The organism is Komagataeibacter rhaeticus (assembly GCF_003207855.1).
GTDB lineage: Bacteria > Pseudomonadota > Alphaproteobacteria > Acetobacterales > Acetobacteraceae > Komagataeibacter > Komagataeibacter rhaeticus.
This window is the reverse complement of sequence record NZ_NKTZ01000001.1, coordinates 287,923-309,825: the sequence shown is the minus strand read 5'-3', so window position 1 is coordinate 309,825 and position 21,903 is coordinate 287,923. Positions and strand designations below refer to the sequence as shown.

21 protein-coding genes are annotated in these 21,903 nt (G+C 65.7%); 8 read left to right on the top strand and 13 right to left on the bottom strand.

The genetic code is table 11. The annotated features are described in order from the left end of the window. Window positions 1–63 precede the first annotated feature (63 nt). The 5 genes from CFR78_RS01430 (at window position 64) to ybaK (ending at window position 3,951) form a co-directional block, all read left to right on the top strand. Complete coding sequence (locus CFR78_RS01430) at window positions 64–468, top strand: phosphoribosyl-ATP pyrophosphatase (RefSeq protein WP_034927005.1); 405 nt, start codon at window positions 64–66, stop codon at window positions 466–468. A gap of 134 nt (window positions 469–602) precedes the next feature. Then, entirely contained in the window at window positions 603–1,169 is a 567-nt protein-coding gene (locus CFR78_RS01425) for a CvpA family protein (protein WP_007396975.1), read from the top strand. A 51-nt stretch (window positions 1,170–1,220) separates the two neighbouring features. Then, window positions 1,221–2,735 carry an amidophosphoribosyltransferase gene (gene purF, locus CFR78_RS01420; protein WP_034927002.1) on the top strand — a complete coding sequence of 505 codons (1,515 nt, stop codon included), beginning with the start codon at window positions 1,221–1,223 and terminating at the stop codon, window positions 2,733–2,735. After that, entirely contained in the window at window positions 2,732–3,481 is a 750-nt protein-coding gene (locus tag CFR78_RS01415) for an SDR family NAD(P)-dependent oxidoreductase (RefSeq protein ID WP_110580949.1), read from the top strand. Before purF ends, CFR78_RS01415 begins: the two co-directional genes overlap by 4 nt. Further along, the gene (gene ybaK / locus CFR78_RS01410) at window positions 3,478–3,951 is read left to right on the top strand and encodes a Cys-tRNA(Pro) deacylase (RefSeq protein ID WP_034926999.1); all 474 of its coding nucleotides are present in this window, start codon (window positions 3,478–3,480) and stop codon (window positions 3,949–3,951) included. Before CFR78_RS01415 ends, ybaK begins: the two co-directional genes overlap by 4 nt. A 134-nt stretch (window positions 3,952–4,085) precedes the next feature. Here the strand turns inward: ybaK and CFR78_RS01405 are convergent, their stop codons facing one another. The 4 genes from CFR78_RS01405 to xseA all read right to left on the bottom strand — a co-directional run bounded on the left by CFR78_RS01405 (window position 4,086) and on the right by xseA (window position 7,362). Beyond that, window positions 4,086–4,808, bottom strand: a complete 723-nt coding sequence (locus tag CFR78_RS01405) for an OmpH family outer membrane protein (RefSeq protein WP_034926996.1) — start codon at window positions 4,806–4,808, stop codon at window positions 4,086–4,088. A 126-nt stretch (window positions 4,809–4,934) separates the two neighbouring features. Continuing rightward, entirely contained in the window at window positions 4,935–5,342 is a 408-nt protein-coding gene (locus CFR78_RS01400) for a hypothetical protein (RefSeq protein WP_034927271.1), read from the bottom strand. A gap of 161 nt (window positions 5,343–5,503) precedes the next feature. Further along, entirely contained in the window at window positions 5,504–5,881 is a 378-nt protein-coding gene (locus tag CFR78_RS01395) for a hypothetical protein (protein WP_240471312.1), read from the bottom strand. Window positions 5,882–5,901: 20 nt separating this feature from the next. Next, window positions 5,902–7,362, bottom strand: coding sequence for an exodeoxyribonuclease VII large subunit (gene xseA, locus CFR78_RS01390; RefSeq protein WP_034926993.1), 1,461 nt, complete (start codon window positions 7,360–7,362; stop codon window positions 5,902–5,904). Between the two features lie 67 nt (window positions 7,363–7,429). Here xseA and purD point away from each other — a divergent pair, with 67 nt between their 5' ends. Further along, window positions 7,430–8,710: a phosphoribosylamine--glycine ligase gene (purD, locus tag CFR78_RS01385; protein ID WP_034926990.1), complete on the top strand. Its 1,281-nt coding sequence runs from the start codon at window positions 7,430–7,432 to the stop codon at window positions 8,708–8,710. A gap of 118 nt (window positions 8,711–8,828) precedes the next feature. Beyond that, entirely contained in the window at window positions 8,829–10,229 is a 1,401-nt protein-coding gene (locus CFR78_RS01380; protein ID WP_007396985.1) for an MFS transporter, read from the top strand. An 83-nt stretch (window positions 10,230–10,312) separates the two neighbouring features. Here CFR78_RS01380 and CFR78_RS01370 read toward each other — a convergent pair whose 3' ends face one another. The 9 genes from CFR78_RS01370 to ade form a co-directional block, all read right to left on the bottom strand. After that, on the bottom strand, window positions 10,313–11,680 hold the full coding sequence (locus tag CFR78_RS01370) for a uracil-xanthine permease family protein (RefSeq protein ID WP_258365821.1): 1,368 nt from the start codon (window positions 11,678–11,680) through the stop codon (window positions 10,313–10,315). A 367-nt stretch (window positions 11,681–12,047) separates the two neighbouring features. Further along, on the bottom strand, window positions 12,048–12,485 hold the full coding sequence (locus tag CFR78_RS01365; RefSeq protein ID WP_034926987.1) for an ExbD/TolR family protein: 438 nt from the start codon (window positions 12,483–12,485) through the stop codon (window positions 12,048–12,050). A gap of 54 nt (window positions 12,486–12,539) precedes the next feature. Then, window positions 12,540–12,962: an ExbD/TolR family protein gene (locus CFR78_RS01360; protein WP_034926984.1), complete on the bottom strand. Its 423-nt coding sequence runs from the start codon at window positions 12,960–12,962 to the stop codon at window positions 12,540–12,542. Between the two features lie 2 nt (window positions 12,963–12,964). Continuing rightward, a complete protein-coding gene (locus CFR78_RS01355; protein WP_007396991.1) occupies window positions 12,965–14,017 on the bottom strand; it encodes a MotA/TolQ/ExbB proton channel family protein in 1,053 nt (350 codons plus the stop codon). An 87-nt stretch (window positions 14,018–14,104) separates the two neighbouring features. Continuing rightward, complete coding sequence (locus tag CFR78_RS01350; RefSeq protein WP_034926981.1) at window positions 14,105–14,773, bottom strand: energy transducer TonB; 669 nt, start codon at window positions 14,771–14,773, stop codon at window positions 14,105–14,107. A 599-nt stretch (window positions 14,774–15,372) separates the two neighbouring features. Next, entirely contained in the window at window positions 15,373–16,221 is an 849-nt protein-coding gene (locus CFR78_RS01345) for an aromatic-ring-hydroxylating dioxygenase (RefSeq protein WP_034926978.1), read from the bottom strand. Further along, window positions 16,218–16,922 (bottom strand): hypothetical protein, encoded by a 705-nt coding sequence (locus tag CFR78_RS01340; protein ID WP_034926976.1) that lies wholly within the window; start codon window positions 16,920–16,922, stop codon window positions 16,218–16,220. The genes CFR78_RS01345 and CFR78_RS01340 overlap by 4 nt, the downstream gene beginning before the upstream one ends. Further along, on the bottom strand, window positions 16,915–17,790 hold the full coding sequence (locus CFR78_RS01335) for a site-specific integrase (RefSeq protein ID WP_034926973.1): 876 nt from the start codon (window positions 17,788–17,790) through the stop codon (window positions 16,915–16,917). The genes CFR78_RS01340 and CFR78_RS01335 overlap by 8 nt, the downstream gene beginning before the upstream one ends. 25 nt (window positions 17,791–17,815) lie before the next feature. Next, window positions 17,816–19,516, bottom strand: a complete 1,701-nt coding sequence (gene ade / locus CFR78_RS01330) for an adenine deaminase (RefSeq protein ID WP_034926970.1) — start codon at window positions 19,514–19,516, stop codon at window positions 17,816–17,818. A 394-nt stretch (window positions 19,517–19,910) separates the two neighbouring features. On the opposite strand from ade, the gene thiC reads away from it, so the two are divergent. After that, window positions 19,911–21,752 (top strand): phosphomethylpyrimidine synthase ThiC, encoded by a 1,842-nt coding sequence (gene thiC / locus CFR78_RS01325; protein WP_034926968.1) that lies wholly within the window; start codon window positions 19,911–19,913, stop codon window positions 21,750–21,752. Window positions 21,753–21,903: the final 151 nt, after the last annotated feature.

Sequence of the window (21,903 nt, the reverse complement as noted above, 5' to 3'; positions counted from 1 at the left end):
CGGGCGGCTGCCACCCGGCGGGGCCGGTTGACCGGGGGGCGAAATAATGTCCATCATCGCGGCATGTCCCGCTCCCACCCCGCGCCGGAAAAAGCCCCCGATGCGCTGACCGCCACTACCGCACTTGGCCCGCTTCAGGCCAGGATGGCGGCGCGTGCGCCCACGGCGGGGCCGGGCAATGACCACCACGCCGCCGGGCGGGCCTTTACCTGTGCCGCGGAAGAATGCGTGATGGACCTGATTGCCCGCGACCATGCGGGACTGGTGGCGCACAGTGCCGACGTACTGGCCGAGCTGCTGCGGATCTGGGCCGAACAGGGTGTCGATGCCGAAGAGGTCTGGACCGAACTCGACCGCCGTACCCGCATGGGCAACCTGCTGCTGAGCCTGAACATGACCCGGCGCCGTGCAACGCCCGCCACCGCGCGCAAGCGGTCATGGAAAATCCGCACCACCAAACTACCCTGAGCCCACGCGGGCCGGCCCGTATCGCCACCAAATCGCAACAGGCCCCTTTTTGGCCTATGCTATGGGGCGTGCCGGTGGCATAAGCTGGCCGCAGGCGGAACAGCAGGGAATGTCGCGATCGATGGACCGGGTCCATGCCTGTTACATGCCTGTCGGCCCCCTCCGGTCTGGCACGCATGAACTGGATTGACATAGCAGCCACCATCATTGTCGGGCTTTCGGCACTGGTGGGTGTGGTTCGCGGGTTCTCGCGCGAAATACTGGGGCTGGCCGCATGGATCATGGCCTTCATCCTGGCGGTGGCCTGGCATGGCGCGCTCATGCCCTATGCCACGCAGTGGATCAGCAGCCACACCCTGGCCGGCCTTGCCTCCTTCGCGGTGCTGTTCCTGGTGCTTCTTGTCATCTTCACCACGACTGCCCATCTTTCGGGACGGGCGGTGCAGGGTTCCATCCTGTCGGGGCTGGACCGCGTCCTGGGCCTGCTGTTCGGGGCCGTGCGTGGCTATATCTGCCTTGTCATCCTTTACGCGGGCATTACGGCACTGGTGCCCGCAGCCGAATGGCCCGATGTCATGCGATCGAGCCGGATCATGCCCCTTATTGGCAACAGTGTGACCTACCTGAACGCCCATGGGGCGGATAACTTGCCCGCGCACCTTGCGCAACCCGCCCGGACGCGGCATGACGCGCCCATCTGAGCCTTCTGTCGGTACCCGCCGCCTCCGTCCGTCAAGGAAAGATCGCTGATCATGTCCCGCACCACCTTCCATGCTGTTTCCGGTACGCCCCTCCCCCAGCACGAACGTGATGATATCGCCGCCCAGTGGCGGCATGATGATGACAAGCCGCATGAGGAATGCGGAGTCTTTGGCGTCTGGAACGTCAATGACGCCTCCGCGCTGACGGCACTCGGCCTGCATGCGCTCCAGCATCGCGGGCAGGAGGCATCGGGCATCGTGTCGTATGACGGCACGCGCTTCCATACCCACAAGGGGCTGGGGCTGGTGGGGGACGTGTTCGGGGATTCACGCGTCATGGCCACGCTGCCCGGCACCTGTGCCGTGGGCCATAACCGCTATGCCACCACGGGTGCGACGCTGATCCGCAACGTGCAGCCGCTCTTTGCCGATTTTGAATTCGGTGGCCTGGCGGTGGCCCATAACGGCAACCTGACCAATGCCGAGACCCTGCGCAAGGCACTGGTGCGGCGCGGGTGCATCTTCCAGTCCACCACCGACAGCGAGGTGTTCATCCACCTTATCGCCATTTCGCTGTATTCCAACGTGGTGGACCGGCTGATCGACGCGCTCAAGCAGGTGCTGGGCGCCTATTCGCTGATCGTGCTGTCGCGCAACGAACTGATTGGCGTGCGGGACCCGCTGGGCGTGCGCCCGCTCATCCTTGGCCGCCTGCGGGAAGAAGATGGCTCGGACGGCAGATGGGTCCTGGCCAGCGAGACCTGCGCGCTTGATATCGTGGGCGCCGAGTTCGTGCGCGATGTCGAACCGGGCGAGATCGTGATCATCAATGACGAGGGCATCCGCTCGCTCAAGCCCTTCGACAGCAGGCAGTCGCGCTTCTGCGTGTTTGAATACATCTACTTCGCCCGCCCCGATTCCATCATGGACGGCAAGGCCGTGTATGACACCCGCAAGCAGATCGGGGTGGAACTGGCGCGCGAAAGCGCGGTGGATGCCGATGTGATCGTGCCCGTGCCCGATTCAGGCGTGCCCTCGGCCATGGGCTTTGCCGCCGCGAGCGGCATTCCGTTCGAACTGGGCATCATCCGCAACCATTACGTGGGCCGCACCTTCATCGAACCGACCGACCAGATCCGCAACCTGGGCGTCAAGATGAAGCATTCCACCAACCGCCCGGTGCTGGATGGCAAGCGGGTGGTGCTGGTGGATGATTCCATCGTACGCGGCACCACATCACGCAAGATCGTCGACATGGTGCGCGCGGCCGGGGCGAAGGAAGTGCACATGCGCATCTCCTCCCCCCCCACCACGCATTCGTGCTTCTACGGCATCGACACGCCCGAACGCAGCCAGCTTCTGGCCGCCCAGCACAATGTGGAGGAAATGGCCAAGCTGATCGGGGTGGACAGCCTGGCCTTCATCTCGTTTGACGGGCTGTACCGCGCGCTGGGCTACAAGGACCGCAAGGATGCATGCAACCGCTACTGCGATGCCTGCTTTACCGGCGACTATCCGATCGAACTGGTTGATTACGAAGCCGAACACCATCCCGAACCCGCATGACCATCGTGCCGGGCACGCCGCTTGCCGGGCGCGTGGCCCTGGTTACCGGCGCCAGCCGTGGCATCGGTCGCGCGGTGGCCGTGGCCCTGGCGCGGGCGGGTGCGCGCTGCATCATCACCGCCCGCACGCAGGGTGCGCTGGAACAGACCGATGACCTGATCCGCCAGCATACCGGACAGGGGGCGACCCTGCTGCCGCTGGATCTGGGTGACGGCGACCGGGTGGATACACTTGGCCCCTCCATCAAGGCGCAGGAAGGCAGGCTGGACTGCATGGTCCACTGCGCGGGTGAACTGGGCGTGCTCTCCCCGCTGGTCCACCTGCAGCCACAGGACTGGGAACGCGGGCTGCAGGCAGGCCCCATGACGACATGGCGGCTGATCCGCACGCTGGCCCCCCTGCTTGAGCGGGCACCCGCGGGGCGGGCGGTCTTCCTGACCGACCGCCATGGCCGCGCGCCGGAACCCTTCTGGGGGCTGGTTGCCGCCACCCGCGCGGCACAGGATGCCATTGTACGGACATGGGTGCGCGAACTGCCCGCGCACAGCCCGCTGCGCATCAACCTGTTTGAACCCGGCATGGTGGCCACCCGCCTGCGCAGGCTGGCCATGCCCGCGCTGGACATGACCAGCCTGCCCGCCCCCGATGCCATAGCCCCCCATATCGTGCGGCTATGCCTGCCTGGCCCCCAGTCACAGGGGGCCTGCCTTCATGCCGATGTACCAGTACAGGAAGCCAGCACATGAGCCGGGCAACCCCCGCCACCGCGGCACTGCAAAAGGCGGGAATCGCCTTTGACGTGGTGGAATATGAATACGACCCCACCGCCGGGCAGACCGGCAACCATGCCGCCGCCTCCATCGGGGAAAATCCCGATCGGGTCTTCAAGACGCTGATGGTGCTGGTGGACCGCAAGCCCGCCTGCGTGGTGGTGCCGGTGGCGGCCACGATCAGCATGAAGAAAGTGGCGGCGGCCTTTGGTGGCAAGTCCGCCGAGATGATGCCCCCCACGGATGCCGAGCGCGCCACGGGGTACCACGTGGGCGGGATCAGCCCCTTTGGCCAGCGCAGGCGCGTCACGACCGCACTGGCGCGGGAAGCGCTGGACCAGCCCCATGTCATCATAAACGGGGGAAAACGTGGTTATCTGGTACGCCTGTCGGCCGCCGATGCGATCAGGGCCACCGGCGCGCTGACGGCGGACCTGCTGGCCTGACGCATATCGTGTACCCATAAAAAGTTTTTGGTGAAGCTTGTTGTAAAAAGCATAAAAAATGCCGCCTTTTTTGAAAAAAGGCGGCATCCGGAAACTTTTATGCTGTCATAAACACGTTGTTTCCAAACAACGGTTTACTCGCCACCATTATCGGAAGGCTGGAACGGCATGACCGGATACTTGCCGCTCTTGGCAATGTCCTCGGGGTCTTCCGTCGGGCCGGGCAGGTAGACGGTGGGCAGCGCCTGATTCAGGTAGGTTACGACCTGGTCGCTGATATCAAGACTGTTGTCGTGCAGGGCGGCGGTGCCGGCCTGCAGCACCAGCGTCATCCCGCGTGAGGCGGCAATGGCGCTGACAATCTGCTGCATTTCACGCTGGACCTGATTCAGGGCGACCTGCGCGTCCTCTTCAAGGATGCGGTTGCGGTTGCCGAACTTGGTGCGGTCGGCCATCACGCGCTTCTGCAGGTCCTGCTGCTGCTCCGGCGTGGGGGCCTTGCCTGCCTTGATGATGGACTGGCGCAGCGCCTGAAGCTGGCCATCCTCGGCCCGCACGTCCTTCACCAGCGCTTCGCGCCGGGCGCCCAGTTCGGTCTGCAGCTTCTGCACGGCAGTGGACTGCGCCATGATCTGCTGGGTGTTGAAAATGCCGATAACAGGCGCGGCCGGATGCGCGCCCGCGGGCAGCGGCTTGAATTCCGGCACGGGCGGCATGGGCAGGATGGGGTTCTGCTGAGGCTGTCCACCGCCGGCATCCTGCGCCATGGCAAGGGCCGGAGCAAGGGCAAGAGCCAGCCCGCAAAGTGCGCCCCGCAGGCCCACCTTACCTGTACGGGCCATGATGCTGCTGCGCATACCTGTCATCATACGATCCATTATTGTTCCGCTATCGTGGTTTCTGCGTAGCGGATCGTATGGCGAAAGAACATACCCGCACAGGCAAAAAAAGCGCATTTGCCACGAAATGCGCCCCCGCCCGCCCTACAGCCGCCAGATCAGCGGTGTATGGGACAGGAAAATAAGGCACAGCCCCCCCAGGAACAGGACGCGGAAACCCCGGTTCGCGCCTTTTTCCAGCAGTTCGTCGCGCGTCACGATCTGCATGAAGGAATCGGTCAGTCCGGTACGCGCCGCTTCCGGCACGGCCGCGACCCGCCCGCGCCACGCATTGCGGTGGCGGGCCTGCTCGGTATGCGAGATGTCGGCACGGCGGTAGAGGCCGTCCACATACTCGTCAAGATCCTCGATGCGGAACATGACCCCGCCCTTGTTGCGCATGGCGGCATGCGGTCCCGCGCCGACAAGGCGCAGGGCACGCAGCCGCAGTACGGTAATGCCCAGGTGTCCCGCCGCCTCACGCAGGGAAAGCATGCGCTTGAGGGGAAACATGTGCACCGTCGCCTGCGGGTCACCTGCCGGGCCGGGTGGTGGGGGAAGGTTCATGATGGGCCAAAGGTCCACCATCGCCGCGCGGCAAGTCAATCGGAATATGGGGCGTTCCTGCCCACATCCGGCATATGACCCATGCAGGACGGCGGAGACCGGATGCGCTAGCGGCAGACCCTGCGGCTGCCGTCATCGGCAATATAGGTGCCGGTCTGCGGGTCTAGGCAGGCATTGGCGGCGCAGGGACTGGCGGCAGGCGTCATGTCCGGGTGGACGGTGGCGCCAAGGGCATTGGCCTCACGCGCGGCATGGCCGCACAGGGGCGTATCGGCCGGAGCGGAGGGGTCGTTCGTCAGCACGACGCCCGATGGCGCCGTTTCCTCCCCCGTCATGCCGGGGGCGAAATCCTGCGGCGGGATGCGGCCGGGTGTCGTGGCCTGTGCCGCGATGACGGAGTCCGGCCTCTGGCGCGCGGGCTGCGCCGCGCAGCCAGCCAGCAGCACGGCCGCGCCGATGGTGCAGAGTCGTAAGCGTATTGTCATGTATCCTGCCGGTATGTGCATTACAGATCCAGAAGCCCCTGCGCGCGTGATGCCTCCCCGAGCGGCCGGGCGGCCACCTTGCCATCGGCAAAGGTCATGACCACTTCCGGCGCCCCGCGGGCCTGTGCCGCGTGCGCAAGCGGCCTGCCCGCGCTGTCGGTCACCAGTACGTAGCCCCGCTCCAGCACCGCCCGGGGAGAAAGCGCGTCCAGCCTGCCGCCGGTACCCGCCAGGCGGCTGGTGCTGGCGCGCAATTGCGACACCAGGACCGCAGGCGGCACACGCAGACCGGCCAGTATCGCCTCCCGTCGCCGCAGCAGGGCACCCATCGCCTGCTGGCTGGCGGTGCCAACGCGGGCCAGATCCGCCCGGCGCAGCGCAAGGAGCATGTGGGGTGCCGGCAACCGGTCGGACGCATTCTGCAACCGCCCCCGCATGGCGTGCACGCGCGCGGGCAGTGCCAGGTCCAGCCGGTAGCCAAGGTCATCGAGCCGCCTGCGCGCGTTTTCCACCACACCGGGCAGGTCAGGCAGTCCCGCCGCCGCCCGGTCCAGACGCGCGCGCGCCAGTTGCAGGCAGCGCCCGAGGCCGCCACGCAGCCGCGCGTCGCGCTGGGCCAGGGCCGCCTCCAGTTCCGCGCGCACCGGCACCGCCATTTCGGCGGCGGCGGTGGGCGTGGGGGCACGGCAGTCGGATACGAAATCGACCAGCGTGGTATCCGTCTCGTGCCCCACGGCGGAAATGACCGGAATGCGGCACGCGGCCACGGCACGCAGCACGCCCTCGTCATTGAAGGCCATCAGGTCTTCCAGTGAGCCACCCCCGCGCGCCACGATCAGCACATCGGGGCGGGGCAGCGCCGGACTCCCTTCAATCCTGTCGAATCCGGCAATGGCCTGCGCAATCCGTTCGGCGGCCCCGTCCCCCTGCACCGGCACGGGCCAGACCAGAACGGGATGGGGGAAGCGGCGGGCGATGGTGGTGCGGATATCATGCAGCACCGCCCCCTGCGCCGATGTGACCACCCCGATCACGCGCGGCAGGAAGGGCAGCGGGCGCTTGCGTGCCGAATCGAACAGCCCTTCCTCCGCCAGGCGCAGCCGCAGGCGTTCGATGCGGGCCAGCAGCGCGCCCTCGCCCGCATATTCCAGCCGGTCGATCACCATCTGGTAGGACGAGCGCTCGCCATAGGCCGAAATCTTGCCCGTGGCGATGACCTCCACCCCGTTTTCCGGCTTCAGCCCCAGCCGCGACACCGTCCCGCGCCACACGACGGAGGACAGCTTGCCCCCCTCGTCCTTGAGCGAGAAATAGAGATGCCCGGAAGGGTAGCGCTTGAACTCCGTAATCTCGCCGCGCACGCGGATGCGGCCGAACGTGCCCTCCAGCGTGCGGCGGATCGCGCCTGAAATCTCGGCTACCGAGAATTCGGGCGTATTGCCGCCCATGACGCGGCCGGAGTCGGGAAACTGTTCATCCATCCGCCCAAGGTATGATAGAGACGGCCACCCCGAAAGGGCAGATATGAAAAACGGGAGAAACAGAGTGATGCGGGTGCTGCTGGTTGGATCGGGCGGACGGGAACATGCCATGGCCGCTGCCATTGCGCGCTCTCCCCTGCTCGATGCCCTGTTCATTGCGCCGGGCAATCCCGGCACCGCCGCCCTGGGCACCAACTGCGCGGTAAAGGCTGATGACGTGGCGGGCCTGATCGCGCTGGCACGGCGCGAGCGCATCGATCTGGTCGTCCCCGGCCCCGAGGCCCCGCTGGTGGCGGGCATTGCCGATGCCTGCAAGGCTGCCGGCATTGCCTGCGCGGGGCCCGCCCGGGCGGCGGCGGCGCTGGAAGGCAGCAAGACCTTCACCAAGGAAGTGTGTGACGCGGCGGGCATTCCCACCGCACGCTGGGCCCGCTTTGACGCGGCCGCCCCCGCGCTGGACTACGTACGCCGCCATGGCGCGCCGGTTGTGGTCAAGGCGGACGGGCTGGCGGCGGGCAAGGGCGTGGTGGTGGCCCAGAGTGTTGCCGAGGCCGAACAGGCCATTACCGACATGATGACGGGGGGCACGCTGGGCCAGGCAGGCCACAGCGTGGTGATCGAGGACTGCCTTGTCGGCGATGAGGTCTCGCTCTTCGCCTTCTGCGCGGGCGAGACCGCCGTGCTGATCGGCGCGGCACAGGACCACAAGCGCATTGGTGACGGCGATACCGGCCCCAACACCGGCGGCATGGGCGCGGTCTCGCCCCCCACGGGCTTTGACCGCGCGGCGCAGGAAGCCGCCCTTGACCTGCTGGTACGTCCCATGCTGCGTGAAATGGCGCGGCGGGGCACGCCGTTTACCGGCATCATCTTCGCGGGCCTCATGCTGACCCCGTCCGGCCCGCAGCTGATCGAATACAATGTCCGCCTGGGTGACCCGGAGGCGCAGGCCCTGCTGATCCGGCTGGAAAGCGACCTGCTGGCCGCGCTGGCCGCCGTGGCGAAGGGAGACCTGGCCCGCACCGACATCCGCTTTTCCAGCCAGTCCGCCATAAGCGTGGTGATGGCGGCACGCGGCTATCCCGGCACGCCGGTCACTGGCGGGGTCATCCGCAACATTGCGGAGGCCGAGGCCGTGCCGGGCGTACGCGTGTTCCAGGCGGGCACGAAGCTGGATGCCGCCGGCGCGCTTGTGGCGGCGGGCGGGCGCGTGCTGGCCGTATGCGCCACGGCCGACACACTGGCCCAGGCCCGTGACAGGGCCTATGCCGCCATAGGGAAAATCGACTGGCCCGATGGCGTCTACCGCCACGACATCGGCCAGCGCGCGCTGGACGCCGCGGGCTGACCACGCGGGGGGGGGGACCGGGCCTGCCGGCGGCGGGGCAGGTTGCCGTATCCATCCCGCGCCGGTTATCATTGTTTCTCCGAAACATGACGTTCCCCCGCCCGAAAAGCCCCTGCCCATGCCCCCCCCATCCAAACCCGTCCTGACAGAAGGCGAAGGCCTGCATGGCGCCGCGCGCGTACGCGCGGTGACCGCCGTGGCGCTGTCGGTGCTGCTGGCGCTGCTGGATTACGCCATTGCCAATGTCGCCCTGCCCACCATAGCGGGGGACCTGCATGTCTCGCCCGCATCCGCGGTCTGGATCGTCAATGCCTACCAGCTGGCCAGCGTGGTTTCGCTGCTGCCCATGGCCGCCCTTGGCACGCGCATCGGGTTTGCGCGGCTGTGCCAGATCGGGCTGGCGCTGCTGACCGTGGCCTCCCTGTTCTGCGCGCTGTCGCACAGCCTGCTGGCACTGGCACTGGCGCGCGCGGTGCAGGGCGTGGGCGGCGCATGCATCATGAGCGTCAGCATCGCGCTGATCCGCTTCATCTACCCGCATGCCATACTGGGGCGGGGAATCGCGCTTAACGGCGTGATGGTGGCGCTGGGCGTGGGGGGCGGGCCGACCGTGGCCTCCATCATCCTGTCCTTCGCCAGCTGGCCCTGGCTGTTCCTGATCAACATCCCGCTGGGGGCGACCGCGCTTGTGCTGGCGCTGGTTTCCCTGCCGCGCACACCGGTCAGCCCCGGCTCGTTTGATGGCGCCAGCGCGCTGCTCAACGTGCTGGCCTTCGGTGCGCTGATCATGGCGGGGGATTCGATCGCCCACCATGCCGGGGCAGTGCAGGTGACCGCGCTGGCCATCACCGGCCTGGCCGCGGGCTGGCTGCTGGTGCGCCGCCAGCATGGGCAGACGCACCCCATGTTTCCCATCGACATGCTGCGTATCCGGGCCTTCCGCAACGGCACGCTGGTGGGGTTCGTGGCGTTCGTGGCCTCGAACCTGTTCATGATCTCGTTCCCCTTCACGCTCCAGTCCATGTTCCACTACCCGCCTTCCATCGTCGGCCTGCTCATGACACCGTGGCCGGTCGGCATCATGGCGGTGGCCCCGCTCATCAGCAGGCTGTCAGACCGGGTACCGGCGGCCATCCTGTCCTCGGTCGGGCTGGGCATGACATCCCTTGGGTTCCTGGCGCTGTATCTGCTGCCCGCCGCTCCCGCCTGGTTCGACATCGCCTGGCGCATCGCCCTGGGGGGGATGGGGTTCGGGGTGTTCCAGCCGCCCAACAACCGCATCATGATGGTGACCGCCCCCCCCGGGCGTTCGGGCAGCGCGTCGGGCATGGTGCAGATCGCGCGGCAGTGCGGACAGGCCACGGGGGCCATGTTCGTGGCCATGGCCTTTGGCCTGATCACGCATGACGCGGAACGGAGCTGCCTGGGCTTTGGCGCCATTGTCGCCTTTATCGGCATGCTGTGCAGCGCGGCCCGGCTGCTGGGTCCGCGCCCGACCGCGCGCACGCACGCCACCTGAAGCCGGAACGTTCCTGGTGAAGCTTTTTTCAAAAATCTTACGAGACCACCGCCTTTGTGAAAAAAGGCGGCCCCCAAAAACTTTTATCTTTTTATCAAGACGTTATCAGGACCAGACGATGGTGGCATGGGGTCCACGGCATCCGCCGCATCCGGTGCGCGGCTGCCTACCAGCAGGTTGAGCAGCACCCCCGACAGGATACACAGCAGCACCCCGTTACCCAGTAGCAGCCGCCACAGCCCGCCCAGATGCACGAACAGGTCCGGGCATGCCATGGGCAGCACGCCCAGCCCCATGGATACAGCCGCGATCAGGGCATTGCGCGTGCCCTCGAAGCGTACATGCAGCAGTTCACGTATGCCGCCTACCGTGGTCATGCCGAACATGACCACGCCGCACCCGCCCAGCACCGGCGGCGGCAGGGCCGCGATCAGCGCGCCCAGCTTGGGGAACAGACCCAGCCCGATCATGATCACGCCCGCCCCCGCCACGACAAAACGGCTGCGGATATCGGTCATGGCGATCAGCCCGGTATTCTGGGTAAAGGCATTATAGGGAAAACTGTTGAACGCACCGCCCAGCAGGGTGGACAGTCCATCGGCGCGCAGGGCGCCCGCTATGGTGGCATCGGTCACGGGCACATCCACCACCCGGCCAATGGCCAGGCAGTTGCCGGTGGTTTCGGCCACAATGATGATCATGCTCAGCAGCACGATAACGACCGGCATGACATGAAATTCCGGCATGCCGAAGACAAAGGGCATGCTCACGGCAAACCATGGGGCCTGCGCCACCATCCCGTAATGGCCCATGCCGCATAGCGCGGCCACGATACTACCCGCCACAAGCCCCACCAGAACGCTGATATTGACCATGAACCCCCGGCCCCACGCCTGCACCGCAACGGTCATGAGAATGGTGACGAATGCCAGCAGCAGGTTGGCGACACTGCCAAAACCGGGTGCCCCCGGCGTGCCGCCCCCCACCCAGCGCCCCGCGACCGGCATGAGCGTAAGCCCGATGGTGGTGATCAGGCAGCCAATCACCACCGGCGGGAAAAAGCGCATGAGCCGCGCCATGACCGGCGCCAGTACCACCATGGCCAGCCCCGCCCCCATGACCGCGCCGAAAACCGAACGCAGGCCATAGACCTGCCCGATCAGCAGTAAGGATGCCAGCATGGCAAACGAAGACCCCTGCACGATGGGCAGGCGCGAGCCGAATTTCCACACCCCCACACTCTGCACGATGGTGACGACGCCCGATGTCATCAGCCCGCAGTTGATCAGTAATATCGTCTGTGCCGCGGACATGTGCATCGCGGCGGCAAAGACCAGTGGCACGGCCACGGTGCCGGCATACATGACCAGGGCATGTTGCAGCCCGAAGGCAAACAGCATGCCGGCTGGCAGCATTTCATCCACCGGATGGGGTGTTATCTCTGCTGTCACGCGCCATTCCTCCATGCAGGCAGGCCCATGCCCACCTTGCGGGGCGGTGGCCATGCAGGGAACCCCACTTTTTGGAAAAAGGGAGCGCGTGCCATGCATGTGGATGTCCGGAACACGACGGCCCGGTCACAAACGAGTCTCCCGCCCTGAAGCATCCTGAACAAAACTTCACCGGAAACTTCCTGATGATGACCGGGTATTTCCCCGCAATCCGGCACATCCCCGCCCGCCACCATGCCAGACCGCCCCATGAGAATGGACTGTCAGCATATGGCACGACAGGCATGAAAAAACGGCCCTTCCCACAGGAAGAGCCGTTCTGAAACGCTGTCCATAAGCACAATCAGGGCCACGTCGCCGTGTTACCTTACTGCGCGTCCATGAACTGATCGCTACCCATGATACCCAGCTTGCTTACGCCCAGACGCTGCGCGTCCGCCAGCACCCTGGCCACGACCTTGTAGCTGGCCAGACGGTCGGGGTGGATATGCATTTCCGGCTGGACGGGCTGCGCTGCCGCATCCTTGAAGCGTTCCTGCAGGGCTGCCTCATCGGGGACAGGCTCACCATTCCAGGTGATGGTATTGTCAAAATCGATCGCCACCGTGTCCACAACCGGGTCTGGCGCGGTGGACGGCGGCGGATTGCCCTGCGGCAGATCGATGGAAACCGAATGCGTCTGGAGCGGAATGGTGATGATCAGCATGATCAACAGCACCAGCATGACGTCAATCAGGGGCGTGGTATTGATATCGACAATACCTTCGTCCTCTGTGGTGCTGTCTGAGCCGACATTCATGCCCATGGTGTCTACTCTCCCAGGAATGGCCGGGGCATGTGCCCCGGCCGGGAATGGATATCAGCCGTGCGGCTGCTCGGTAATGAAATCAATGTGGACGATACCCGCCTGCTGACAGGCCGCGATCACCTTGCCCACCCCCTCGTATTTCGCCATCTGGTCACCACGGATCTGGATCTGGGGCTGCGGATTTTCCGCAGCCACATGCTCCAGGTGGGATTCCAGGTCGGCATAGCTGGTCAGGGGTGTCTCGTTCCAGTAGGCCTGCCCGGTTGGCGTCACCGCGATGACGATGTTGTTCATCATCGTGCGGGTCGGCTGGTTGGCATCCATCGGAAGGTTGACCTTGATGGTGTGTGTCGCGACGGGGATGGTGATCAGGAAGATGATCAGCAGCACCAGCATGACGTCGACAAGCGGTGTGGTGTTGATGGCCGACACCACCTCGTCTTCATCGCCGCCACCTCCAACTTGCATACCCATGATCAGCCCACCCGGTTGTCGATAGTCGTTGTGGTCGGGGAGTTGTCGGGGTGCACCACGATCTCGGCACCATGACGATAACCACCCATAAGGATCGACTGCACGTCAGCCGCGAAGTTGCGCACCTTGTCAATGGCGCCCTTGTTGCGGCGGACCAGCAGGTTGTAGCCCAGCACCGCCGGCACCGCGGTGCCCAGGCCGATGGCGGTCATGATCAGCGATTCACCGACCGGGCCGGCAACCTTGTCGATCGAGGCCTGGCCTGCAATGCCGATGGCCGTCAGCGCATGATAGATACCCCACACCGTGCCGAACAGACCCACGAACGGAGAGGTGGAACCCACGGTGCCGAGGAAGGCCAGGCCGCCCTGCAGCTTGGTCTGGATCACGTCAACCGAACGCTGGATGGACATGGTGGTCCAGGAGTGCAGGTCGATGGATTCCTGCATCGTGCCTTCGTGGTGTTCCGCCGCCTTCACGCCGGTATCGGCAATATAGCGGAAGGGGGAGTTCGCGGGCAGGGCCGCGGCACCTTCCTTGATGGAACCCTTGGTCCAGAAATCGGTCATCACCTGCTTGGCGGCGGCCATGACGCGGGCCTGCTCGAAGAACTTAGTGATCATGATGTACCAGGTGCCAAGCGACATGAAGACCATGATCAGCAGGACGCCACGGGCAATGAAGTCACCATTGGCCCACAGCGCGCCCAGACCGTAGGGGTTGCCCTCGGGGGCCTTGGGGGCATCGGCCGGGGGAGCCGCATCCGCTGCGGGAGCGGGAGCAGGGGCAGGAGCGGGCGGCGCTTCGGCCGGGGCTGCCGGTGCGGCATCGGTGGCGGCGGGAGCCTGCACGGCCGGGGCATCGGCACCCGGTGCCGGAGTGGCCGGGGCGCCATTGCCATCGGTCGGGGGCGCGGAAACCGCAGGCGCCGTGGCCGCATCGCTAGCGGCCGGGGCGGCATCCTGTGCAAGCGCAGCGAGCGGGGAAGCCGCGCACAGCATGGCAGCGAAAGCAGCCGAGGCAACAAGAGTGTGTTTACGATGCAGTCTGATCATTTAACCAAAATCCTCTGGAGCAGGATGTTTTTTCCGAGGCGGCGGGGTGCTGCCGGCCCCCGCCGTGCCTGACCTTGATACTCAGGCTCAGTCATTCAGACTGAACGTGATCGTATAGAGATGATGGAATTCCTTTACGGGAACGCCATTCTTGACCGCCGGTGCATAGCGTGAGCGACGGACCGCCTTCAGCGCGGCATCGGCAAATGCCTGGCCACCCTTTACACTCACCACCTGGCAGTTGCTGGTGACGCCGCTGGGTTCCACGTCACAGGCGACGGACACAACGCCTTCACGGCCTTCTTCCGACATTTCTTCCGGGTATTCCGGCACCACATGGTTCAGCGGCGACGTTCCGGCCATGTGGTCGGGCACGGGCGGCGCGTTGGACACGGGCGCATCGGACGGCGGGGTCGCCCGGGCGGGCGGCATCGCCTTCGGCGGCTTCGTGTGCGTCACCTTCATCGGCGGCGGCGGTGTCGGCACCTGGATCTTCGGCGGCGGAATGTACGGCGGCGGCGGCTGCGTAATCTCCGGCGGCGGTGGTGGCGGCGGCGGCGGCGGTGGCGGCGGTGGCGGCTCCTTGATCATGTGCACTTCAACCGGCGGCTTGGGCGGTTCCTTCGGGGCATCAGGCGCGGAGCCAAGCCCGTACAGGAGCGCTACAACCAGCAGTCCTTCAAATGCCAGGACAAGGGCGAAAACAATTACCTTTTGTAGTGTATTATCACTCTGTTCCGCATACGTCATACCCATACCTCACTCAGAACGGCATAGTTTTAGGAAGGAATTATTGGAAAATTTATTCTGGATGTTCTGATTTCACCAAATCTACTACGGGAGTATGACCAGATTTCTACGAAACGACTGATGCGATCCGCCTTGTTCTCCCCGGTTCAGCCGTGAAACATGGCCATCCCCTTTCCCGGCGGAACGGAAAAGCGTGATGGCCGCAGCCCCGGACAGTGCATATGCCAATGCACGGACACCGCATGCACCCTGCCCCAACTGGCCAAACCACTCATTCATCACGATTTATCCATAAACATTATTACCAACTCGAAATCAACCCTGATCTTGTCTGAAATAGTCTGTCTGAATGACCCGCCCGCCAGATCATGAACTGACGGGCCGACCGGACCAATGAAACTGACCCTTCCCGTGTCGGGCGGGGTCGTGAAAAACCGTTAATGCCAGCTTGATCAAAAAAAAATCCCAGTCAAGCAAACTGTTAAAAAAATAAGGAAAAAATCGATCCCGGCCCTTCGAAAGCCCTGTTTGCGCGCAATATTGTTATTGCAACATGGATGCCGGAACGGAAAGAACGCATTTCGAAACGATAGGCGGCTTTCACGTTATTTCTTGGTAAAAACAGATTCGGGCTCCTGCCCCCCGGCGGCCTCCACCCCGCTGAAGCGGGGCAGCATCCGCGCTTCGGGCTGGTAGGCCACGGCCTCCCCCTGCTTGACCATTTCCAGGCAGGCGGCGAACGTACTGCTCCATGCCGAACGGCGCTGCCCTGCCGACAGGCTGCTCCCCTCGCCTTCGCGCATGCACTCGGGCAGCATCCAGTCCAGCGGCACCGGCGTATGGCGCGCCTGTGCCAGGCAGGTGCGCACCCGCATGCGCGCATCCTCCACGGAAAACAGATCCAGCTGCACCGGCGCATAGAACGGGGTCTCGGTCGGCATGGCCCCCCAGTTGCCATCAAACACCGCAAGGCAGCCCCACAGGAACTCGATCCGGTCCACTTCCCACTGGTCCGATTCGTCGCTTTCGGGCGGCCGTGCGCCGCCAAAGCCATGCACGTCGCGCCCCAGCTGGGCGCGCGCGGCAAGCCAGCCCGCAAGGGCTGACGCGCCCTCGGCGGCCAGCAGGCGCGTGCGCAGGTCGGCGGCTTCCTGCGTGGCCTGCTGCTGGCGGGGATCATCTTCGGGCAGCATGAGGCGCGAGCGCAGCAGCAGCAGCCCTGATGCCATGACCGCCCACTGCGCCTTCTGCCCCAGCGGCAGGGTGGTGCATGCCCGCACGGCTTCGGCCAACTGGTCGATCAGGGTTACGATATCCAGCCGGGCCAAGTCGATTTCACGCGCATGGGCCAGTTCCAGCAGGTGCGACAGGCTGCCCTGATAGAGCGCGAGCCTGACAACCGGCTCCCCATCGGGCACCACGCCACCGGCAAACAGCATGAACTGGTCCGTCATGTCAGCGGGCGTTCCGTCAGGCCGAAGACAAGCCGGGGGTAATGTTCCTCCGCCCGACGCACCACGGGCATGGGGTTGCCCCCACGGGTAAAGAAACCGAAGACCATTGCCCGGTGCCCACGGGCCAGCCTGCGGCCCGCCTTGCGCCCGGGCAGGTACGTCACCTGTCGGGGGGCCTCAGCAATGCCCCAGTGGCGCTGCAGCCACGCGCGGGCATCGGGATGGGTGGCGCCCAGGGCCAGGATGGCATCGGGCACCGGCACAAGGCGATGGAAGTCCAGCGGGCAGGCACCGGCGGGCAGCAGGGTCAGCCGGGCATGGCGCGCTTCGGCCGCGGCACGGAACTGGCGCGCCAGGATGCGACAGCCTTCAACCGACAGTCCGGCCCGCCCGCGCGCGGGACCATTCCGGCCGATGGCGAGTGCGAACATGTCCTCCTCCACCCGTTCGGCATCGAAGGGCCATGGGATGAGACCGGGGCCAGCCGCTTCCGCCCCGAAGGCATCCATGGCCGCATCCGGTCCGTGTACCAGCAGGTGCCACCACTGCCATGGCACCGGGCCGGCCGGCTTGGGCCATGCCGAAAGCGGCCGCCGCCCGCGCCGGGCCGGTGGCCGGCGGAGGGCACCGGCCGGCACTTCCCCGTCCCGCGTGGCGGGGGGAGGCAGTTCAGCCCAGGGCAGGCGCAGGTTTTCAGTCATTGGCAAGCTGGCATTCGTACGGCCGCAGGGCGCGGGGGTCACGATAGCGGGTATGCCGGCACAGCGCCGTGATTTCCATGCCCTGCCGCAGCGCTTCCATGATGTAGCCCGAGCGCAGGGCGTGCGCGCTCAGGCGGGCCACCACATCGGGGGCCACTTCGGCCATCAGTGCGCGGCGTTGCAGGATGCGGGTCACGGCATAGGGCGTAAGCGCCCGGCCGCCCACGCGCCCGCCCTTGGAAATGGCGCGGAAGAGCGGCCCGGTCTGGCGGTGCGCGACCTGCTGCCATGCAGCCAGGGCGGCGGCGGGGCACGGCAGCCCTTCGGCCGACAGGGGCAGGCTGACAGGCTGGTGGCCATCGCCCTCGCGGATATTCAGCACCAGCGCCGTGCGGCCGGGCACGGCGTCCTCCACTTGCAGGCCAACCAGTTCCGAACGGCGCAGGGCACCGGCAAAGCCGAACAGCAGCAGGCAGCGGTCCCGCAGGCCACGGACGCCATCCTCGCACCGTTCCACCATGGCGCGCAGCATGCCCGGCGTCACCACTTCAGGGGCAGGTGCCGACACGCGGGGCAGGTCGAGCATGTGGGCCAGGGCCGCACGGATGCGGGTATCGGTCACATCCCATGCCATGTTGTTGAAGCGGTGCATCCTGCCAATCGCGGCCAGGCGGCGGCGGATGGTGGCGGGGGCGAATTCCGCCAGGCTGCGCAGGTAGGCTGCAACCACCTCCGGCGTTGCGGGAATGGGGGCCACGGCCTGCGCCGCGCACCAGCGGGTAAAATGCACCCAGTCCGCCCGGTAGGCGCGCAACGTGGCAACAGTCGCGCGCGCGGGCGGCGGGGCGGGATCGGCGGCCGTGGTCATGGGCGGGTTCCGTGTGCCACCAGTATCAGACCAGCGTCATCCGGTTGACATCCACCATGCCGAAATCCGTGATCTTGAGATGCGGGATGACCGGCAGCGGCAGGAAGGCAAGCTGGAGGAACGGCTCATCCAGCCCGCAGCCCAGCGCGCGGGCGGCGGCGCGCAGCACCACAAGCTGGTCACGCACGGTCTCGAACGGGGCATCGCTCATAAGTCCTGCCACCGGCAGCGGCATGTCGGCCATGACCTGTCCGCCCCGCACCACCACAAAACCGCCCCCCGTCTTTTCCAGATGGTTGACCGCCAGCGCCATGTCCGCATCATCCATGCCGACCACGCAGATATTGTGGCTGTCATGCCCGACCGAGGATGCCAGCGCCCCGCCGGACAGGCCGAACCCCTTAACGAAGCCACGCCCGATATTGTCGTTATGCCCATGCCGCGCCACCACGCAGATGCGCGCGATATCCTGCGCCGGGTCGGGCTGGACAATACCGTCCACCACCGGCAGGTCGGCATGCAGGAAGGGCGTGATGATCTGTCCGGGCAGCAGGCCGATCACGGGACGCCGCGTGCCGGAACCCGCCACCTGCATGTCCGCCGCACTGACGGGGCCGGGCAGGCTGATGCTGCCCGTGCCCACGGGGGGAATGATGTCACGGGCGGCAAACAGCGCGTCATCCACCAGCCTGCCCGCGCTAATCACGTCCGACACCCGGCATTCCCGCAGGTCATCCAGCAGCACGATATCCGCCCGCCTTCCCGGCGCGATCAGGCCCCGGTCACGCAGGCCAAAGGCGTTGGCGGCACTGAGCGAGGCGCTGCGATAGGCGGCCAGCGGTTCCACCCCCAGCGAGATGGCCAGGCGGATCAGGTAGTCCAGATGCCCCTCATGCGCGATTTCCAGCGGGTTGCGGTCATCGGTGCAGAAGGCGAAGAACGGCGACGTAACCGGGTTGAGCAGCGGCACAAGGGCCCGCAGGTCCTTGCACACCGAGCCTTCGCGGATCAGCACCGTCATGCCCTTGCGCACCTTTTCCAGCGCTTCCTCCGCCGTGGTGGCCTCATGGTCGGTGGTGATGCCCGCACTCAGGTAGCCATTGAGCTTTCGCCCGCGCAGCAGCGGGGCATGGCCATCGATATGGCCGCCGGCAAAGGCTTCCAGCTTTTCCATGCAGACCGGGTCATTGTTCAGCACGCCGGGGATGTTCATGAACTCGGCCAGGCCAATGACCTTGGGGTGACCCCGATAGGCCAGCAGGTCCGCCGCCCCCAGCGCGGCCCCCGATGTTTCCAGATGGGTGGAGGGCACGCAGCTGGACAGGTTGACGCGCAGGTCCATGACCGTGCGCAGGGCGGCTTCGGTAAAATAGTCCAGCGCCGGGCGGCCCAGCACATTGGCCATCTCGTGCGGGTCGCATATGGCGGTGGTCACGCCGTGCGGCAGGACGCAGCGATCGAACTCGAAAGGCGTGATGAGCGAGGATTCGACATGCAGGTGCGTGTCAATGAAGCCGGGCACGGCAATGCGCCCGCGCCCCTCGATCACGCGCGTCCCCTCGTAGCGGTCCAGCGTGCCGACAATGGTATCGCCACACAGCGCGATGTCGGTTGGCAGCAGTTCGCCCGTCACCAGATCGAACAGGCGCACGTCGCGGATGACGGTATCCGCCACCATGCGCCCGCTGCCCTGTGCAATCCGGTCGGAAATCACGCTGCCTGCCATACTGTCCCGCTTTCGTACCGTTGGTGATGGTGGACACCAGTCTATCACAACCCGCTGGCACGCAAGTCAGCACACGGATTCTTTTTCACCGCCACCCCTGTTGCCCCCACAGGTACGTTGACAAGGGCCGCGTGTTTCCCGATCCTGAAGCGACCAAGGGGAGTCCCGACAAGGGGCTGAGAGACCGCTGGCATGGACCACCATGCGCGCGGAGACCCTGCCGGGCGCATCGTGCGTTCCGGGGAACCTGATCCGGCTCATACCGGCGGAGGGACTGGTGCAGACAATCGGCACAAGGCTGCGGCATAGCGCCCGCAGGTAAACACGCAAGCCGCGTGGCGCCCGGTTTTCTCCCCCACACCCCCCTGTCGGAGAGAACGCGAGGAGCATTGCCATGTCCACCGTTGCTTCGCCTTCATCTCCCGACCATGTCACCACCGGACCCATCATGGGGTCCACCAAGGTCTGGTCCTCACCCGAGGGGCACGCGCATATCCGCGTGCCTTTCCGTGAAATCGCGCTGGAACCCGGCGCCAACGAACCCCCGGTGCGGGTGTACGACACATCCGGCCCCTATACCGACCCCGCCGCCCGCATTGACGTGCGCCACGGGCTGCCCCCCATCCGCGCGCCATGGATCGCGGCGCGCGACCTGCCCGCCATCACCCCGCGCGCCGTCCGCCCCGAGGATAACGGCTTTGCCAAGGGCGAGCACCTGATCCCGTCCTGCCCCGCCCCCCATACGGTGCATGAAGGCCGCCCCGGCCAGCGGGTCACGCAGTATGAATTTGCCCGCGCCGGCATCATTACCGAGGAAATGATCTACGCCGCCCACCGCGAGAACCTGGGCCGCGCCACGATGGTCGAGGGGGCTGCCGCCCGCCGTGCCGATGGCGAGGATTTCGGGGCGGACATACCCGAATTCGTCACCCCCGAATTCGTGCGCTCCGAAATTGCCGCCGGCCGCGCCATCCTGCCCGCCAACATCAACCACCCGGAACTGGAACCGATGGTGATCGGGCGCAACTTCCTGGTGAAGGTCAACGCCAATATCGGCAATTCCGCCGTTACGTCCTCGGTCGCGGAGGAAGTGGAAAAAATGGTCTGGGCCATCCGCTGGGGGGCCGATACGGTGATGGACCTGTCCACCGGGCGCAACATCCACAACATCCGCGACTGGATCCTGCGCAACGCGCCGGTGCCCATCGGCACGGTGCCACTGTACCAGGCGCTGGAAAAGGTGGGCGGCGTGCCCGAGGACCTGACATGGGAGATCTTCCGTGACACGCTGGTCGAACAGGCGGAACAGGGGGTGGACTACTTCACCATCCACGCCGGCGTGCGGCTGCGGCATGTGCCGCTTACGGTCAACCGCGTGACCGGCATCGTCTCGCGCGGCGGGTCGATCATGGCGGGATGGTGCCTGCACCACCACCGCGAGAGCTTCCTGTATGAACATTTCGAGGAAATATGCGACATCATGCGCCGCTATGATGTCTCGTTCTCGCTGGGTGACGGGCTGCGTCCCGGCTCCATTGCCGATGCGAATGACGCAGCCCAGTTCGCGGAACTGGAAACGCTGGGCGAACTGACAAAGATCGCATGGGCCAAAGGCTGCCAGGTCATGATCGAGGGGCCGGGCCACGTGCCCATGCACAAGATCAAGGTCAATGTGGAAAAGCAGCTGCGTGAATGCGGCGAAGCCCCCTTCTACACGCTTGGCCCGCTCACGACCGATATCGCACCGGGTTACGACCACATCACATCAGGCATCGGGGCGGCCATGATCGGCTGGTTCGGCACCGCCATGCTGTGTTACGTCACGCCGAAGGAACATCTCGGCCTGCCCGACCGTAATGACGTGAAGGTGGGGGTCGTGACCTACCGCATTGCCGCCCATGCCGCCGATCTGGCCAAGGGGCACCCGGCGGCGCGCATCCGCGATGACGCGATCAGCCGCGCGCGCTTCGACTTCCGCTGGAATGACCAGTTCAAGCTGTCCCTCGACCCGGACACGGCATGTTCGTACCACGACGAGACCCTGCCGCGTGAAGCGCACAAGAACGCGCATTTCTGTTCCATGTGCGGCCCCAAATTCTGCTCCATGCGCATAAGCCATGACCTGAAGGCCGATGCGCAGCGGCTGGCCGGGCTTGAGCAGAAGAAGGAAGAGTTCCGCAGCAACGGCAACCGGATCTATGTGCCGGTGGAAGAGGCCGTGACACCGGCGGAATAGGAGGGTATTTTCAAAAATAACAAAAATTGCCGGGCGCCGCCTTTTTCCCAAAAAGGCGGCGTTCTTCCGAAGCTTTTTGAAAAAAGCTTCACCAAAAACCTGTCCATGACTTGCCGCCCCCGCAGGCACCACCACATGCTGGCCGGTCGGG